At 61.4% G+C, this 17,537-nt stretch carries 15 protein-coding genes and 1 pseudogene; 9 read left to right on the plus strand and 7 right to left on the minus strand.

Annotated features, from left to right (window positions below):
* Positions 1-36: 36 nt before the first annotated feature.
* Positions 37-951, plus strand: a complete 915-nt coding sequence (locus tag RlegSU303_RS22090) for a polyprenyl synthetase family protein (RefSeq protein WP_131620047.1) — start codon at positions 37-39, stop codon at positions 949-951.
* Positions 952-960: 9 nt separating this feature from the next.
* Here the strand turns inward: RlegSU303_RS22090 and hisC are convergent, their stop codons facing one another.
* The 4 genes from hisC to RlegSU303_RS22110 all read right to left on the minus strand — a co-directional run bounded on the left by hisC (position 961) and on the right by RlegSU303_RS22110 (position 5,416).
* Positions 961-2,022, minus strand: coding sequence for a histidinol-phosphate transaminase (gene hisC, locus RlegSU303_RS22095; protein WP_168279282.1), 1,062 nt, complete (start codon positions 2,020-2,022; stop codon positions 961-963).
* Between the two features lie 16 nt (positions 2,023-2,038).
* Entirely contained in the window at positions 2,039-3,289 is a 1,251-nt protein-coding gene (gene ispG / locus RlegSU303_RS22100) for a flavodoxin-dependent (E)-4-hydroxy-3-methylbut-2-enyl-diphosphate synthase (RefSeq protein ID WP_168279284.1), read from the minus strand.
* A gap of 96 nt (positions 3,290-3,385) precedes the next feature.
* The gene (locus RlegSU303_RS22105) at positions 3,386-4,576 is read right to left on the minus strand and encodes an MFS transporter (protein WP_017962538.1); all 1,191 of its coding nucleotides are present in this window, start codon (positions 4,574-4,576) and stop codon (positions 3,386-3,388) included.
* Between the two features lie 63 nt (positions 4,577-4,639).
* The gene (locus tag RlegSU303_RS22110; RefSeq protein WP_131620050.1) at positions 4,640-5,416 is read right to left on the minus strand and encodes a DeoR/GlpR family DNA-binding transcription regulator; all 777 of its coding nucleotides are present in this window, start codon (positions 5,414-5,416) and stop codon (positions 4,640-4,642) included.
* A 154-nt stretch (positions 5,417-5,570) separates the two neighbouring features.
* On the opposite strand from RlegSU303_RS22110, the pseudogene RlegSU303_RS22115 reads away from it, so the two are divergent.
* From RlegSU303_RS22115 to RlegSU303_RS22130, 4 genes and pseudogenes are all read left to right on the plus strand, one after another.
* Positions 5,571-5,919: pseudogene (locus RlegSU303_RS22115) on the plus strand (DMT family transporter); the annotation flags it as partial.
* Positions 5,920-6,079: 160 nt separating this feature from the next.
* Entirely contained in the window at positions 6,080-6,853 is a 774-nt protein-coding gene (locus tag RlegSU303_RS22120; protein ID WP_168279286.1) for an amino acid ABC transporter substrate-binding protein, read from the plus strand.
* A 221-nt stretch (positions 6,854-7,074) separates the two neighbouring features.
* The gene (locus RlegSU303_RS22125) at positions 7,075-7,755 is read left to right on the plus strand and encodes an amino acid ABC transporter permease (RefSeq protein WP_131628239.1); all 681 of its coding nucleotides are present in this window, start codon (positions 7,075-7,077) and stop codon (positions 7,753-7,755) included.
* A complete protein-coding gene (locus RlegSU303_RS22130; RefSeq protein WP_131628238.1) occupies positions 7,752-8,513 on the plus strand; it encodes an amino acid ABC transporter ATP-binding protein in 762 nt (253 codons plus the stop codon). Before RlegSU303_RS22125 ends, RlegSU303_RS22130 begins: the two co-directional genes overlap by 4 nt.
* 409 nt (positions 8,514-8,922) lie before the next feature.
* Here RlegSU303_RS22130 and RlegSU303_RS22135 read toward each other — a convergent pair whose 3' ends face one another.
* From RlegSU303_RS22135 to RlegSU303_RS22145, 3 genes are all read right to left on the minus strand, one after another.
* Positions 8,923-9,495, minus strand: a complete 573-nt coding sequence (locus RlegSU303_RS22135) for an NADPH-dependent FMN reductase (protein ID WP_041936515.1) — start codon at positions 9,493-9,495, stop codon at positions 8,923-8,925.
* Between the two features lie 190 nt (positions 9,496-9,685).
* A complete protein-coding gene (pyc, locus tag RlegSU303_RS22140; protein WP_131628237.1) occupies positions 9,686-13,150 on the minus strand; it encodes a pyruvate carboxylase in 3,465 nt (1,154 codons plus the stop codon).
* 215 nt (positions 13,151-13,365) lie between these two features.
* A complete protein-coding gene (locus tag RlegSU303_RS22145; RefSeq protein WP_017962546.1) occupies positions 13,366-14,121 on the minus strand; it encodes a helix-turn-helix transcriptional regulator in 756 nt (251 codons plus the stop codon).
* 319 nt (positions 14,122-14,440) lie between these two features.
* Between RlegSU303_RS22145 and RlegSU303_RS22150 the strand changes: the two genes are divergently transcribed.
* The 4 genes from RlegSU303_RS22150 (at position 14,441) to RlegSU303_RS22160 (ending at position 17,510) form a co-directional block, all read left to right on the plus strand.
* Positions 14,441-16,204 (plus strand): glucan ABC transporter ATP-binding protein/ permease, encoded by a 1,764-nt coding sequence (locus RlegSU303_RS22150; protein WP_026158939.1) that lies wholly within the window; start codon positions 14,441-14,443, stop codon positions 16,202-16,204.
* A gap of 113 nt (positions 16,205-16,317) precedes the next feature.
* Positions 16,318-16,692, plus strand: a complete 375-nt coding sequence (locus RlegSU303_RS22155; protein WP_168279288.1) for an IS5 family transposase — start codon at positions 16,318-16,320, stop codon at positions 16,690-16,692.
* A gap of 46 nt (positions 16,693-16,738) precedes the next feature.
* A complete protein-coding gene (locus RlegSU303_RS34575; protein WP_168279290.1) occupies positions 16,739-17,242 on the plus strand; it encodes a transposase in 504 nt (167 codons plus the stop codon).
* Entirely contained in the window at positions 17,157-17,510 is a 354-nt protein-coding gene (locus RlegSU303_RS22160) for a VOC family protein (protein ID WP_222354481.1), read from the plus strand. Before RlegSU303_RS34575 ends, RlegSU303_RS22160 begins: the two co-directional genes overlap by 86 nt.
* The last annotated feature ends 27 nt before the right edge of the window (positions 17,511-17,537 follow it).

The following is a 17,537-nucleotide window of genomic DNA, read 5'->3' on the forward strand; positions in this document are numbered from 1 at the left end:
TTGCAAGCCCGGGGGCGCTCATGCCAAACAGCGCCCATGGACGCGAACCCGGACACTTTCGAGACGAGGCTGAAGAACAACGCCCGCGACATCGAGGCGCTGCTCGACGCGTTGCTTTCACCGAGTGCCCTTTCCGATGAAATCGCCAGGCCCGAGACGCTGCGCGATGCCATGTACTATGCCGTGCTGAACGGCGGCAAGCGGCTGCGCCCGTTTCTGGTCGTCGAAAGTGCCGCCCTTCTCGGCGGCGACGCCGAGGCGGCACTTCGCGTCGGCGCCGCGCTCGAATGCGTCCACTGCTATTCCCTCGTGCATGACGACCTGCCGGCCATGGACGATGACGACCTGCGTCGCGGCAAACCGACGGTCCACATCAAGTTCGACGAAGCGACGGCGATCCTCGCCGGCGACAGCCTGCTGACCTATGCCTTCGACATCATCGCCGCGTCGGAAACGCCCCTTGCCGATACGAGCAAGGCATCGCTGGTGCTGGCCCTTGCCCGCGCAGCCGGTCTCGGCGGCATGGCCGGCGGCCAGGCGCTTGATCTCGCGGCGGAAAAGCAGGCGCCCGACGAGGCCGGCATCATCCGTCTGCAGGCGATGAAAACAGGCGCGCTGATCCGCTTCGCGTGCGAAGCCGGCGCCGTCATCTCGGCAAGCCCGCCGGAAGATCGCCGCCGCCTGCGCGCCTTCGGCGAAAAGATCGGTCTTGCTTTCCAGCTTGCCGACGACATTCTCGACCAGACTTCGGATGCGGCGACCATGGGCAAGGCGACCGGCAAGGATGCGGCCCGCGGCAAGGGAACACTCGTCGCCCTGCGCGGCATGGAATGGGCCGAGACCCAGCTCCGTGAGCACGTCCGCGATGCCGAAGCGCTGCTTGCCCCTTACGGCGCCCGTGCCTCGACCCTCATTGCTGCAGCGCATTTCATCGCCGACCGGAACAGCTGAAGCGGCAGGTCAGGCCGCCAGTATCTCCTTGAGAACGGATACCAGACGGGCACACTCCTCATCCGTGCCGATGCTGATCCGCAGGAAGTCTGAAATACGCGGCTTGGCAAAATGCCGGACGAGAATGCCGCGCTCCCGCAAAGCGGCTTGAAATGCTGCGCCCGAACGGCTTTGGTGCCTTGCGAAAACGAAATTCGCCTGCGACGGCAGAACCTCGAAATCCAGCGCCTCGAGTTCCCTAACAAGGCTTTCGCGGCTGGTGATGATGTTCCTCCGGCCTGTCTCGAACCACGCCTCGTCCTTGATCGCCGCCGTCGCGGCAAGCTGCGCCAGACGATCGAGTGGATAGGAATTGAAGCTGTCCTTGACCCGCTCCAGCGCCTCGATCAGCGGCCTCTGCCCCAGCGCGAAGCCGATGCGCAGACCGGCAAGCGAACGGGACTTCGACAGGGTGTGGATCACCAGCAGGTTGGGATATTTGGAAATGAGCGGCACGGCGCTTTCACCGCCGAAGTCGACATAGGCCTCGTCTATCACGACGACCGCATCTGGATGGGCGGCAAGAAGCGCCTCGATGTCGGCACGCGGCAGGCCGATGCCGGTCGGCGCATTCGGATTGGGAATGATGATCGCGCCGCATGGCCTATCGTAATCCGCCAGCCGGATCCGGAACCTCACATCGAGCGGCACTTCGACCACCTCGACACCATATAGCAGGCTATAGGTCGAATAGAAGGCATAGGTCACATCGGGATAGAGCAGCGGCCGCTCATGTTTCAGCAGTGCCTGAAACGCGTGGGCGAGAACCTCGTCGGAGCCGTTGCCGACGAATACTTCCTCCGCCGTCACGCCGAAACGGGCCGCGATCGTCTCGCGCAATTCGGTGGCGGCGGGGTCGGGATAGAGCCGCAAACGATCGTCCGCGGCTAGCCTGATCGCCTCGAGTGCCATCGGGGACGGCCCGTAGGGATTCTCGTTGGTATTGAGCTTGACCAGGCCGGCGATACGCGGCTGCTCGCCCGCGACATAGGGCTGAAGCTTGCTGACAATGGGCGACCAGTACTGGCTCATCCGAACTTGCCGGTGGTCATTCCGCCGCCGTCCGCTGGCCGAAACGCTTCTCGATATAGTCGACGACAAGCGCCTCGAAATCGGCGGCAATATTGGGACCGCGCAGCGTCAACGCCTTTCGGCCGTCGATGAAGACGGGGGCGGCCGGCGTTTCGCCAGTGCCCGGAAGCGAAATGCCGATATCGGCATGTTTGCTTTCGCCCGGCCCGTTGACGATGCAGCCCATGACTGCGACGTTCAGCGCCTCGACGCCGGGATATTTTTCACGCCATACCGGCATGTTTTTGCGGATGTCGTTCTGGATATTCCGGGCAAGTTCCTGGAACACGGTCGACGTCGTGCGTCCGCAGCCCGGACAGGCAGCAACCACGGGTATGAACTGGCGGAAGCCCATGACCTGCAGGATTTCCTGCGCCACCTGGACTTCGCGCGTGCGGTCGCCGTTCGGCTCGGGCGTCAGCGACACGCGGATCGTATCGCCGATGCCGTGCTGCAGCACGAAGCCCATCGCCGCCGACGAGGCGACGATGCCCTTGGTGCCCATGCCGGCTTCGGTCAGGCCGAGATGCAGCGCATGATTGGAGCGTTCGGCGAGCATGGAATTGACGGCGATCAGGTCCTGAACCTGGCTGACTTTGGCCGACAGGATGATGCGGTTGCGCGGCAGGCCGATCTCTTCGGCAAGGGCTGCCGACAGCAGCGCCGACTGCACGATCGCCTCGCGCGTCACCTGCCGGGCCGAAAGCGGTGATCCGGCTTCGGCGTTCCGGTCCATCAGCGCCGTCAGCAGATCCTGATCGAGCGAGCCCCAGTTGACGCCGATGCGCACCGGTTTGTCATAGCGGATCGCCATCTCGATGATCTCGGCGAACTGCTTGTCCTTCTTGTCCTTGAAGCCGACATTGCCGGGGTTGATGCGGTATTTCGCCAGCGCTTCGGCACAATCCGGATGATCGGCGAGCAGCTTATGGCCGATATAATGGAAGTCGCCGATCAAGGGCACGTCCATGCCGAGGCGCAGAAGCCGCTCGCGGATCTTCGGCACGGCGGCCGCACTCTCGTCGCGGTCGACGGTAATGCGCACCAGCTCCGAACCCGCCCGGTGGAGAGCGGCGACCTGCGCGACGGTGGCATCGATATCGGCCGTATCGGTATTCGTCATGGACTGCACGACGACCGGCGCCCCGCCGCCGACGATGACGCCGCCGACATCGACGGCAACGGAAGCGCGGCGCGGTTTCGGATCAAAATCGGCGGCTGAAGACATGGATAGTTCTTGCACCCCTAAAAACAATGCTTTTCAGGTGGATCAAGGCCGGCTGCTTGTCAACCGCCCCTGATATCACTTTTGTTGGGAGGCGGCTCAGTGACCGCCTCCGGAGGTCTCATCGGCATAATGGGCTAGGTTGGACAGCAGCAGAACGACGAGCAGCAGCACCGGCAGCGCCATGAAAACGACGGCAAAACCGATATGCTCGGCGACGAAGCCGATCAACGATGGCGCAACCAGCATGCCGGAATAGCCCATGGTGGTGACCACCGAGATGCCGATGCCGGGCTTGAGGCCGGGAATGTTGCCCGCCGCCGAGAAAGCAATCGGCACCATGTTGGAAATGCCGATACCGCAAAAAGCAAAGCCCAGAATGGCAAGCTCGGCATTGGGGGCCAAGCCTGCAAGCAGCATGCCGACAATGGCAAAAAGCGTGCAGATCCGCAGCGTCTTGACGCCGCCCAGACGGTCGCGCACTAGGTCGCCGCCAAAGCGCATGATTGCCATGGTGGCCGAAAAGGCTGCGAAACCAAGACCGGAAAGCGCGACGGACGCATCCATTTCCTGCCGAAGATAGAGCGCGCCCCAGTCGAGAACAGCACCTTCCGGCACCATGCTGAACAGCGCCATCAATCCGAGCAGCCACGGCAGCGGCACCATCGGCAGCTTCGTCTTTTCCTTCTTGGTGTCGGGATGCGGCGGATCCGCAAGGATCATCGGCCAGGCGACGGCAACGAAGATCGCCGCCAGCACCGTCGCCAGTTGCGCATGGCCGAGAATGCCGAGCTTGGAGATCACGATGCCGCCGAGACCTGAGCCGATCAGTCCACCAAGGCTCCAGAAAGCGTGGCAGGACGACATGATGGCGCGGCGCATGGATTTCTCGACCGAGACCGCATTGGCATTCATCGCCACATCCATTGCGCCGATGAAGCCGCCGAACAGGAAGAGCGAGATCGCCCCGGTGAGCACATTTGGCGCCAGCGTCAATGCCAGCAGCAACGGCAGCACACAGACGGCCAGGACTTGAACGACGATACGCGAGCCGTGTTTGGCGATCTGCGCACCGGCGATCGGCATCATGACCAGCGAGCCGACGCCGAAGACCAGGATCATCAGCCCAAGCTCGAATTTGGTCAGCGCCAGACGCTCGGCGAAATCCGGGATCTTCGGCGCCCAGCAGCCGACGACAAAACCGTTCATAAGAAAGAGCAGGGAAACCGCCGCCCTGCTTCTGGTAATGAAGCCGCTCCGGGCCCCCGGCGTACTCACATGACTATCCATTTCCGGACTTCCTCATTGCCGGGCTTTCACCCGCCCGGTTTCCCTAAACTCTACGACGTCGCCTCAGTTCGTTTTCTCGGCGAGAACAGTTCTGCATCCGCGCTCGCGATAACGGGCGAGAATGGCCGGATCGGCATCGTGCTCGACAACCAGGCATTCGCAATGGGCAACCGGCAGGATGCTATGGGGAGCAGCAGTGCCGAACTTCTCCGAGGTTGCAGCCACCAACACTTTTCTGCTCCTGGACGTCGCAAACCGCTTGAACTCCGCATCCTCGAAGCCGAACACCGTGATGCCGGCCTCGAGATCGACGCCGCAGGCGCCGAGAATGCAGAGATCGGGCGAAATCTGCTCCATATCCCGCAAGGCCTTGGCGCCGAGGGAACCGCCCGTCTGCCGGTCGACCATCCCGCCGATCAGGATGACGTTGACGGCAGGCTTGTCGATCAGCGCCGCGGCAATCGCCGGCGCATTCGTCGCAGCCGTGAGTGGAAGTTCGGCCGGCAATGCGTTGGCAATCGCCAGATTGGTGCTGCCGGCATCGAAGAACACGGTCGAACCGGCTGCAATCTGCTTTGCCGCAGCGCGCGCCAGCGCCTGTTTCCGGTCAGCGGCAAAGCCGATGCGTTGCGTCATGCTTCCATGTGCCGGCGAGACCGGCAATGCACCGCCATAAACCCGCTCGCAGAGCCCTGCCGCCGCCATCTCGCGCAGATCCCGCCGTACCGTGTCCTCGGAGACACCGAATTCGAGCGCAAGCTCGGTCGCCAGCACGCGGCCATTCAGCCGCAGCCTCTCGGAAATTACGCCTTGGCGCTCTCGCAACAGAAAATCCTGCATGTTCCTACCGGTTCGCGACCTCATAAACCAGAAACGTGCATAACCGCTTATGATCATGCAGGCAATATGCACGGTCACACGTTTTCTGACGTTTCGAAACAAAGCTCCACCGCCAGAGCCAAATATGCCCTGTTGACCGATCCGAGAGGCGGGAATGCAGGCGGCCGTGCTCTGGGCCTGCGCCATGGTGCTGCTGCGCAAGACCTCACTGCACGAAAAGACCATCATCCAGCTCGCCGTTTCCAACGTCTTTTTTCTTGCCATGACCGGCATTGCCGTTCTCTACACTTGGCAGACACCCGACATGACGCAGCTCGCCCTTCTCATCGCCACCGGCGTCGTTGCGGGCTGCGCGCAGTTCGCCCTTTTCGAAGGCATGCGCCTGGCGCCCGTCTCCGTGCTTGCGGGCCGATATCTCCACGCCCAATGTGGTCGTCGGCGCGGCGATGATCCTTGGCGCCGGATTGATCATCATCGTCAGCGAAAAGCTGCGCCGCCGCATCGCGCCCTGTGCCTGTTTCTGCAGGATTCGTGATTCAGACGGCCGCTTGAGAAAAATATTTGCAGTTGCTGCTTTTATTCGCAGTTTTCTACGCTTCCGGCGCCCTAATTTTCTGCAAACTATCCCCACCCGATGACAACCTCCCAAGGATGGATAAAACAATGAACTGGTTGAAAACCGTCGCCGCCGCTGCCCTCATTCAGGCTGCAGCCCTGCTGCCCGCCCATGCCGGCGAAAACCTCGCCGCCATCAAATCGGCCGGCGTCTTCAAGATCGGCACCGAAGGCACCTATGCGCCCTTCACCTATCATGACGAAAGCGGCAAGCTTGTCGGCTTCGATGTCGAGATCGGCGAAACGATCGCCGCCAAGCTCGGCGTCAAGGCCGAGTTCGTCGAAGGCAAGTGGGATGGCTTGATCGCCGGCCTCGACGCCAAGCGCTACGACACGGTCATCAACCAGGTCGGCATCACCGAAGCCCGCAAGCAGAAATACGATTTCTCCGAGCCCTATATCGCCTCCAAGGCCGTGCTGATCGCCCGCGAGGGCGACGACAGCATCAAGACCTTCGCCGACCTGAAGGGCAAGAAGGCCGCCCAGTCGCTGACCAGCAACTTCGGCAAGCTCGCAACCGAAGCCGGCGCCGAGCTCGTCGGCACCGATGGTTTCGATCAATCGATCCAGCTGGTATTGACCAAGCGCGCCGACGCCACGATCAACGACAGCCTCTCCTTCCTCGATTTCAAGAAGCACAAGCCGGACGCGCCGGTAAAGATCGTCGCCGAGCAGGAAAATGCCGATTACTCCGGCATCATCATCCGCAAGAACGAGCCGGAGCTTCTGGCCGAAATCAACAAGGCGCTTGCCGACATCAAGTCCGACGGCACTTACAAGAAGATCGCCGACAAATATTTCGGCCAGGACGTTTCCAAGTAAGCTTCGTTCAAGAAAAAGTCCCTTCCCCAACCCCTCCCAACAAGGGGGAGGGGCTTTGGCGGCGGACGGATCGCCTCATCTCAAAATAATCGTTTCCGCTGGCAGTTCGGTTGCTATTTCGTGCAGGGCGAGAGACTAGATGAGCCCCTCCCCCTTGTGGGGAGGGGTTGGGGAGAGGTATTCCGAGATATCACCACCCAACCCGACCAGAAGGAACGCCCTTGCCGCACTGGCTCCAACTGATGGCGGAATCGCTCCCCTCGCTCCTCTGGGCGGGGTTGATCTTCACCATTCCGCTGACCCTGCTATCCTTCGCCTTCGGGCTGACGCTTGGGCTCGCCACCGCGATCGCCCGGCTCTTCGGGCCGATGCCGCTGTCCGCCGTCGCGCGCTTCTATGTCTGGGTCATTCGCGGCACGCCGCTGCTCGTGCAGCTCTTCGTCATCTTCTACGGCCTGCCGAGCCTCGGCATCCTGCTCGATGCCTTTCCGGCCGCCCTCATCGGTTTCACGCTGAATATCGGCGCCTATAGCTCCGAGATCATCCGCGCCGTCATTTCCTCAGTGCCGAAGGGCCAGTGGGAAGCCGCCTATTCGATCGGCATGAGTTGGCGCCAGGCGATGAGCCGTACCATCCTGCCGCAGGCGGCCCGCGTCGCCGTGCCGCCTTTGTCGAACACCTTCATCTCATTGGTCAAGGATACCTCGCTTGCCGCCGCCATCACCGTGCCCGAGCTCTTCCAGGCGGCACAGCGCATCGTCGCCACCACCTATGAGCCGTTGATTCTCTATATCGAGGCGGCGCTGATCTATCTCGTCCTGAGCTCCGTCCTTTCGCAGCTGCAGGGGCGGCTGGAACGCCGCTTCGCGCGTTACGGCGGCATGCTGGAGGCAAATGCATGATCGAGCTTTCCAACATCGAAAAGCGCTTCGGCGATGCCGTCATCCTGAAGGACATCAGCATCCGCATCCCCGAAGGCAGCGTCACCGCACTCGTCGGACCTTCCGGCGGCGGCAAGAGCACGCTGCTGCGCTGCATCAACCTGCTCGAAATCCCGACTGCCGGCTCCATCCGCCTCGGAGAAGAAACGCTTAATTTTGCGCCCGGCAAACGAACGAGCTGGCCGGCGATCCAGAAGATCCGCCGCCAGACCGGCATGGTCTTCCAGAACTTCCAGCTCTTTCCGCATCAGACCGCGATCGAGAATGTCATGGAAGGCCTGGTGACGGTGCTGAGATGGCCGAGGCCAAAAGCTCGCGAGCGTGCGATGGAATTGCTGACCAAGGTCGGCATGACCCACAAGGCCGATGCCTGGCCTTCGACACTATCGGGCGGCCAGCAGCAGCGCGTCGCGATCGCCCGTGCGCTGGCGCCCTCGCCGCGCGTGCTTCTGTGCGACGAGCCGACATCCGCCCTCGATCCCGAGCTTTCGGCCGAAGTGGTCGATGTGCTGGGCAAGCTTGCCAGCGAAGGCACGACGATGGTGATGGCGACCCACGATCTCCGGCTCGCCTCGAAGATCGCCAATGACGTCGTTTTCCTGGAAGCCGGCAGCGTGGTGGAAACGGGCAGCGCCAGAGCAATCTTCAGTGCGCCGGAGCGCGAACGCACCAAGCGCTTCATCTCGACGATCAACGCCGCCCATACTTACGATATCTGAGCTAGAGCCTTTCCGGGTTAGATTGAAGCATTCTGCCGGAGCAGGTTTTCGTCAGGGCAGAGGCGATTGGCGAAGGGCATACCCCAAGGTACGTCCGAGCCGATCGCCTCTGATCCTGGCGGAAAGATGCCCGGCCCTTCGGGTTGGCTGAAACGGGCCGGCTGATCGACCGGCCGGCTTGGCCGTAGAGCTTGGCTACGACGCGCGCCGGCCGGTCGACCATCCGACTCCGTTTGAGCCAACAGAATGCTTCAATCTAACCCGGAAAGGCTCTAGAGCATGATGCCGAAAAGTGTGAGCGGTTTTCGGACGACATCATGCTCTATTTCTTTGATTTAGGCCGACCTGGCCTAAAATCATCCGGATCTAATGCCGGGATGCGAAGATCCCGGCATTGCTGGAACGCCAATCAGGAGGCGGTGACGACGGCGCGCGCCGCCTTCAGCGCATTGCCCCACCAGGTGAGCTGGTCGAGCTGGTTCTTCGCCGCTTCGTTGAGATGCGCGTAATCGCTGAGGCTCTTGCCTTCCTTGAGGACGCCGAGATATTCGCCAAGCGCGATATGCACGCCCGTTTTCACCGAAGCCGCCCCCATTTCCACGAAGATCAGCCGGAGATGCTCGACCGCACGTGCACCGCCGACACCGCCGTAACCGACGAAACCGACCGGCTTGTGGATGAACTCGCCGAGGTCGATGGCGTTCTTCAGAACCGCCGTCGGAGCGTGATTGTACTCGGCGACGGTGAAAATGAAGCCGTCGAATTCACGCAGCTTCTTTTTCCAGCGCTCTGCCGTCTCGCTTTCAGCGGTCGTGGCACGCTGCTCACCGAAAAAATGCATGGGGTAGTCGAGCAGGTCGAGAACCTCGACCTCGATGTCCTGCCGCTCGGCGGCGATAGCGGCAATCCACTTGGCCGGATGCTCGGCAAAACGGCCAATACGCGTGCTGCCGACGATGACCGCAATCTTCAATTTGCTCATTGATATCACTTCCTGATTGGTCTTGGGGGCGGATGGTGGGAGCGCAAGTTTATGAGAAAGCCTCCGCGCCGGGCAAGGCGCGAAGGCTTCGAAAAATCAGCTTTTTGACAGGCCGATCGTACACAATCGAGTGAATGGAGCCAGCACGCAAAGTCGGCTGATGGGCGCCTTTGCGGAGGATGGCAGCGCTTCAGCCTGCGTAGACGACGAGCAGGTCCTTGGCATCGATCTGATCGCCGGCCCGCACCAGTACTTCCGAAATCGTCCCATCCTTTTCCGCATGCAGCGCCGTTTCCATCTTCATCGCTTCGATGGAGACGAGCACGTCACCGGCATTGACGGCCTGGCCGGGCGAGACGAAGACACGGCTGATGACACCCGGCATCGGCGCGCCGACATGAACGGCATTGCCCGGTTCGGCCTTGCGGCGGACGGCGGCACCCGTGGCCCCATGGGCCCGGTCCGGCACCTTGATACGGCGCGGCTGGCCGTTGAGCTCGAAGAAGATGGTCACCATGCCCTGGCTGTCGGTCGCGCTCATCGCCTGATTGACGATGACGAGCGTCTTGCCGCGCTCGATATCGGCAAACAGCTCCTCGCCGTCCCTGAGACCGTAGAAATAGGCGGGTGTCGGCAGTACCGAGACCGGGCCGTAGGTATCGGAGGCGAGCGCGAAGTCGGTGAAGACCTTCGGATACATCAGGTAGGAAGCGAATTCGAAGTCGCTGACCTCGCGCTCGAGTTTCGTCTCGATGACTTTGCGCTCCGCATCGAGATCAGCCTCCTTGAGCAGCGAGCCGGGGCGCACGGTATAGGGCTTGTCGCCCTTCAGCGCCTTCTTCTGCAGCGCTTCGGGCCATCCTGACGGCGGCTGGCCGAGATCGCCCTTCAGCATCGAGACCACCGATTCCGGGAAGGAGACTTCCTTGTCGGGGCTGACGACGTCGGCAACCGTCAGGTCCTGGGACACCATCATCAGCGCCATGTCGCCGACGACCTTGGAAGACGGCGTCACCTTGACGATATCGCCGAACATCTGGTTGGCGTCGGCATAGGCCTGCGCCACCTGATGCCAGCGGGTCTCGAGGCCGAGCGAGCGGGCCTGTTCCTTGAGGTTGGTGAACTGGCCGCCCGGCATTTCGTGCAAATAGACTTCGGATGCCGGGCCCCTCAGATCGCTTTCGAAGGCGGCATACTGGTTACGCGCCGCTTCCCAATAGAAGGAGATGCGGCGGATCCATTCCGGATCGAGGCCCGGATCGCGCTCCGTACCGCGCAGCGCCTCGACGATCGAGCCGAGACAGGGCTGCGAGGTATTGCCGGACAGCGCATCCATCGCGGCATCGACGGCATCGACGCCGGCATCGACGGCGGCAAGAACGGTCGCGGCCGCAATACCCGATGTATCATGCGTGTGGAAATGGATCGGCAGGCTGGTCGCTTCGCGCAGCGCTTTGAACAGAACCTTCGCAGCCGCAGGCTTGAGAAGGCCCGCCATATCCTTGAGCGCGATGATATGCGCCCCGGCCTTCTCGAGCTCGACCGCAAGGTCGGTGTAGTATTTCAGATCGTATTTCGGACGGGCCGAGTTCAGGATATCGCCGGTATAGCAGATCGCTGCCTCGCAGAGCTTGTTCTCCTCGGCAATGGCATCCATCGAGACGCGCATGTTCTCGACCCAGTTCAGGCAGTCGAAGACGCGGAAGAGATCGATGCCGCCCCTGGCCGCCTGGCGGACGAAATATTTGACGACATTATCGGGATAATTGGTGTAGCCGACGCCGTTGGCGCCGCGCAGCAGCATCTGGAGCAGAAGGTTCGGCGCGCCCTCGCGGATCAGCGCCAGGCGCTCCCACGGATCCTCGGTCAGAAAGCGCATGGAGACGTCAAAGGTCGCGCCGCCCCAGCATTCGAGCGACAAAAGGCCTGGTAGCGCATGCGCATAGGTGTCGGCAATGCGGGCGATGTCATAGGTGCGCATGCGGGTGGCGAGCAGCGACTGGTGGCCGTCGCGCATCGTCGTGTCGGTCAAAAGCACGCGCTTTTCGTTGCGCATCCATTCGCCGAATTTCTTCGGGCCAAGCGTGTCGAGGAGTTGCTTCGTACCATCCTTGACCGCATTGCCGTTGGCGTAGGGAACCACCGGCTCGGCAGCGTTATCAAGCGGCCTCGGCCTATCCTTGGCCTCGGGATGGCCATTGACGGTGACGTCGGCGAGATAGGTCAGGAGCTTCGTGGCGCGATCCTGGCGCTTGACCTGCTGGAAGAGTTCCGGCGTCGTATCGATGAAGCGCGTCGTGTAACTGTTATCCCTGAACTTCGGATGGCCGATGATCGCTTCGAGGAAGGTCAGGTTGGTTGCCACGCCGCGAATGCGGAATTCGCGCAGCGCCCGATCCATGCGGGCGATCGCTTCGGACGGATTGGGCGCCCATGCCGTGACCTTGACGAGAAGCGGATCGTAAAAGCGGGTGATGATCGCACCCGAATAGGATGTGCCGCCATCGAGGCGGATGCCGAAACCGGACGCTGAGCGATAGGCGGTGATGCGGCCGTAATCCGGAATGAAATTATGCTCCGGATCTTCCGTGGTGATGCGGCACTGCAGCGCATGGCCGTTGAGACGGATATCTTGCTGGAGCGGCACGCCCGATTCCGGCGTGCCGATCGCAAAACCGTCGAGAATGTGGATCTGCGCCTTGACGATATCGATGCCGGTGACGACTTCGGTCACCGTATGCTCGACCTGGATGCGCGGATTGACTTCGATGAAGTAGAATTTGCCGGTATCGGCATCCATCAGATATTCGACGGTGCCGGCGCCGATATAATCGGTCGCCGCCGCGATCTTCAGCGAATAGGCGGCGAGTTCCTGGCGCTGCGCCTCAGAGAGGTAGGGCGCCGGCGCGCGCTCGACGACCTTTTGGTTGCGGCGCTGGATCGAGCAGTCACGCTCGAAGAGATGTACGACATTGCCGTGCGTATCGCCGAGAACCTGGCTTTCGACATGGCGGGCGCGCTCGACGAGCTTTTCCAGATAGACCTCGTCCTTGCCGAAGGCCGCCATCGCCTCGCGCTTGGCTTCCGTCACCTCGCGGGAGAGATCCTTTGGATCGCGGATCGCGCGCATCCCGCGCCCGCCGCCGCCCCAGGAGGCCTTCAGCATGACGGGGTAGCCGATCCCGTCCGCCATCTTCGCCACTTCGGCCATGTCCTCCGGCAACGGCCCGGTGGCCGGCACCACGGGAACGCCGACCGAGATCGCCAGGTTACGCGCTGCGACCTTGTTGCCGAGTTGGCGCATCGTATCGGCCTTCGGGCCGATGAAGATGATGCCGGCCTTGTTGCAGGCATCGACGAATTCGGGGCTTTCGGACAGCAGGCCGTATCCCGGGTGGATCGCGTCCGCGCCCGAAAGCTTGGCGACGCGGATCACCTCCTCGATCGACAGATAGCTCTCGATCGGGCCCATGTCCTTGGAAAGATGCGGACCGCGGCCGACCTGGTAGCTCTCGTCTGCCTTGAAGCGGTGCAGCGCCAGCTTGTCCTCTTCCGCCCAGATCGCCACGGTTTTTATTCCAAGCTCGTTGGCCGCGCGGAACACGCGAATGGCAATTTCGGAGCGATTGGCAACGAGAATCTTGGAAATGGGCAAAACGGTCTCCTCAGACGTTCAGACGCGGGAATGCTGCACCCGCGAAGGAAATTCTTAACTTCTTGTCACAGAAACTTCAATTTATCTTGCGACTGCGAAATGCAATTTTTCGACATGCTGAAGCAATTCCAGGAAAAGTGCGATGCGGTTTCCGTCCGGAGTTGCGTAAAAACAAAATGCAAAGCGGTTTCGCTTCGATGAGAAGCGGAATTGCCCTAACTTATCAGGCCATGACGGAAGGCAAGCGCTACCGCCTGCTGCCTGTTTTTCGCCTTCAGCTTGTCCTGCAAGCCGTTCATATACCAGTCGACGGTGTGGTTTGATATCTTCAGCATCTTGCTGATCTCCATCGAAGTCATGCCTTCGGCGAGATAATGCAGGATTTCCATCTCGCGCCGCGTCAGCGGCGTGTCGGCCGGCAGCACGGTTTCCAGTGCCTGCGCCTCGCCTTTCAGATCGAGCAACCGCCAGAAGGCCTTGCGCGCCACCGCCTCCAGCAATGCGATTTCCACCGGCGACAGCTCGATCGGCTTGCCGGCGAGACTAAGGCTGGCGAGAATGCCGTTGCGTCCGTGGATGGGAAAGATGTAGCCATCCTCCAACCCGTGCCCGAAGGCATCGACCATCATCTGCTCCATGCGGCGATGATACGCGTCCTTGCGGAAGGCCGCCATCGCCTCCCGCCAGCGGAAAGGCCGCTGCGCATGAGCGAGATAGCGCACCATCGGATCGATCAGCGCATATTTTTTCGCGGTATATATCTGCGGCCATTGTTCCGGCCAGCGGCCGGCAAGCGCCGCGGCCCAGGGCTCCGGATTCTGCTGCACCGGGGTCTGCGGCAAATGGCGTGGCAGACCGTAATATTCGAAGCCACAACCGTGGAGGATCTGCTCCAGCTCGGTGACGACAGCTTCAGGATTTGAGCATTCTTCCAGAATTACAAGCAATTGAATTAACGAATTAATATTCACAAAAATGCCCCTTGCCCGGACCTGATGCCCGCATGAGGCCGTCGGCGGCTGGTCAAACTGGTCGCGAAACGGTCTTCAATAAATGCAGTCTGTAATTTTAATGCTGCGCTAAAAATTTAATAAAATGCAAGCGCAAATTGTTGCGAGATATAGCCGAACGGCAATTTCTGCGCCATGGCCATCTCGTCGCGTCCTGCAATAGTACGATCGTATCAATCATCACATCGGTTGAACCCTGAATACTCCGTTAATCGCCCGTTCAGGTAGCCTTTTGTAGCATCGCATCATCCCGTTTTCGCAGATGCACAAGAGGTTCCACGTGACGCTATTCAAGGTCTATGCAAGAGCTCTGCGCTATCTTGGCGCCTACAAGCTGCGCGTATCCCTGGTCGTTGTCGCAAACATTGTTCTTGCGACGATCACTATCGCGGAGCCGATCCTGTTCGGTCGTATCATCGATGCGATTTCGGGCAAGGGTGAGGTCAAGCCCATCCTCTTCATGTGGGCGACTTTCGCCGTCTTCAACACCATTGCCTTCGTTCTGGTGGCCCGCGAGGCCGACCGGCTGGCCCATGGCCGGCGGGCGACGCTGTTGACGGAAGCCTTCGGCCGCATCATTTCCATGCCGCTTGGCTGGCACCATCAGCGTGGCACTTCCAACGCGCTGCATACATTGCTGCGCGCCTGCGAGACGCTGTTTGGCCTCTGGCTGGAATTCATGCGCAACCACCTGTCGACGGTCATCGCGCTTGCCCTTCTGATACCGACCGCAATGTCGATGGACCTGCGCCTTTCCGCCGTGCTCATGGTGCTCGCCATCGCCTACTGGCTGATCGGCCGCGTCGTGATGAGCCGCACCAAGGACGGCCAGGCTTCGGTCGAGAACCATTATCATACCGTCTTCTCGCATGTCAGCGACTCGATCAGCAACGTTTCGGTCCTGCACAGCTATAACCGCATCGAGGCCGAAACCAGGGCGCTGAAATCCTTCGCCGACCGTCTGCTCGAAGCCCAGTATCCGGTGCTCGACTGGTGGGCGATCGCCAGCGCACTGAACCGCATGGCGTCGACCATCGCGATGATGGTGGTCCTGATCATCGGCACCATGCTCGTCCAGGCCGGCCAGCTGCGCGTCGGCGACGTCATCGCCTTCATCGGCTTTGCCAACCTGTTGATCGGTCGTCTCGACCTGATGCGCCAGTTCGCAACGCAGATTTTCGAAGCCCGTTCCAAGCTCGAGGAATTCTATGCGCTGGAAGACTCGGTGCGTGAACGTGAAGAGCCCGCAGGCAACGGCGAGATCAAGGACGTCAAGGGTGCGATCGAGTTCCGCGACGTCTCCTTCGGCTTCGGCAACAGCTCACAGGGCCTGCACAACGTCTCCTTCTCGGTGAAGGCAGGCCAGACGGTCGCGATCGTCGGCCCGACCGGAGCCGGCAAGACGACGCTCGTCAACCTGCTGCAGCGTGTCTACGAACCCCAGGGCGGCAAGATCCTCGTCGATGGCACCGATATCACCAAGGTGACCCGCAAGTCGCTGCGTCGCCACATCGCCACCGTCTTCCAGGATGCGGGCCTGCTGAACCGTTCGATCAGCGACAATATCCGCCTTGGCCGCGAGGGCGCCAGTGAAGAGGAAATGCGCCGTGCGGCCGAAGCCGCCGCCGCTGCCGACTTCATCGAGACCCGCGAGGATCGCTACGATACGCATGTCGGTGAACGCGGCAACAAGCTCTCCGGCGGCGAGCGCCAGCGCATTGCGATCGCCCGCGCCATTCTGAAGGACGCGCCGATCCTGGTGCTCGACGAGGCGACCTCGGCGCTCGACGTCGAAACCGAAGCCCGAGTCAAGGCCGCGATCGACAATCTGCGCCAGAACCGCACCACCTTCATCATCGCCCACCGCCTGTCGACGGTCCGCGAAGCCGATATGGTGCTCTTCCTGGATGACGGCCGCGTCGTCGAACAGGGTAGCTTCGACGAACTCAGCCACAGCAACGGCCGCTTCGCCGCCCTGCTGCGCGCCAGCGGCATCCTGACGGACGAAGAGGTCCGCAAGGCCCACACCACCGAAGCCGCCTGATCGGTTCGGGTTTCAAGATAAAGGCCGGAAGGGTAGCTCCTTCCGGCCTTTTTGTTTGCTCTCGGACCGCGGATCGATCGACATTCGCAAATCGGTGGGCACGGAGGCCTTTGATGGGCGTGAAGCGACACGAGTTGAACGAGGCGCAATGGTTAAGAATTGCGCCTTTGTTGCCAGGTAGGGCCGGCGATCCAGGTCGGACGGGGGTAGAGAACCGGTTGTTTGTGAACGGGTGTTTGTGGGTGCTGCGCTCCGGCGCACACTGGCAGCATCTGCCGGAGCGCTACGGCAAGTGGAAGACGGTCCATCGCCGGTTCAGTCGCTGGTGCCATGCCGGCGTATGGGAGCTGGTCTTTGATGCCCTCACTGCTGACCGGGACAATCTGTACTTAATGATCGACACCACCATCATGCGTGCCCATCAACAGGCTGCGAGCGGAAAAGAGGGGCCGAGGATCAGGCGCTGGGGCCTTCCGGAGGTGGACTGACGGCCAAGGTCCATATGCTGGTCGATACGCTCGGGCGCGCTTTATCGTGACGGCCGGCCAGGTCGGCGACATCACGCAAGCTCCCGCTCTTCTTCATGACCAGACAGGTCAGGCCGTTCTGGTCGATAAAGCCTATGACAGCAATGCCTTGCGCGCAACGATCGCGAAGATGGAGGCCGAGGCGGTCATACCCTCAAACCCCTCCCAAAACCGAGAGATGGTGTCGTACCTGCCGGGCATCTCTCCGCCAGACCAGACCATGCCGACCTCCCGAGAAATCATCACGGAAGTGTCAGGCATGTCTCCGAACATCTGTCAGCTATGTATCAAGGCCGTCGGGGAGATGCCCGGCATGCCCGAGGGATATCCGACGCCGCAATGTGTCTCCGCAGGACTTGGACGATTGATCCCCGCCCCGATCTCCCCTAGCCTCCGCCAGTCGAAGAGCAACGGGGAGAAAACCCATGAAGGTCCTGCGCATCGTCGCCAATATCCAGGCAGCGGATATCGCCCTGGCCCGGCGCTTCTATCAGGATATCCTCGGTCTTGACGTCATCATGGATCACGGCTGGATCATGACGTTGGGAGCGGCGCGCTCGATGCACGTTCAGCTCAGCATCGCCAGTGAAGGCGGTTCCGGAACGGAGGTGCCCGACCTCTCGATCGAGGTCGACGACCTCGATGCCGCTTTCGAGGCGATGTCGGCCTCAGGCTTCCCGATCGAGTACGGCCCGGCCGACGAGCCTTGGGGCGTCAGGCGCTTTTATGTGCGCGATCCCTTCGGCAAGCTGGTGAACATCCTCGTCCATAAAAATTGAGCCGGGGGCCATCGGCCACCGGCTCCT

The sequence above is a fragment of the Rhizobium sp. SU303 genome, from assembly GCF_021052345.1.
Lineage (GTDB): Bacteria > Pseudomonadota > Alphaproteobacteria > Rhizobiales > Rhizobiaceae > Rhizobium > Rhizobium laguerreae.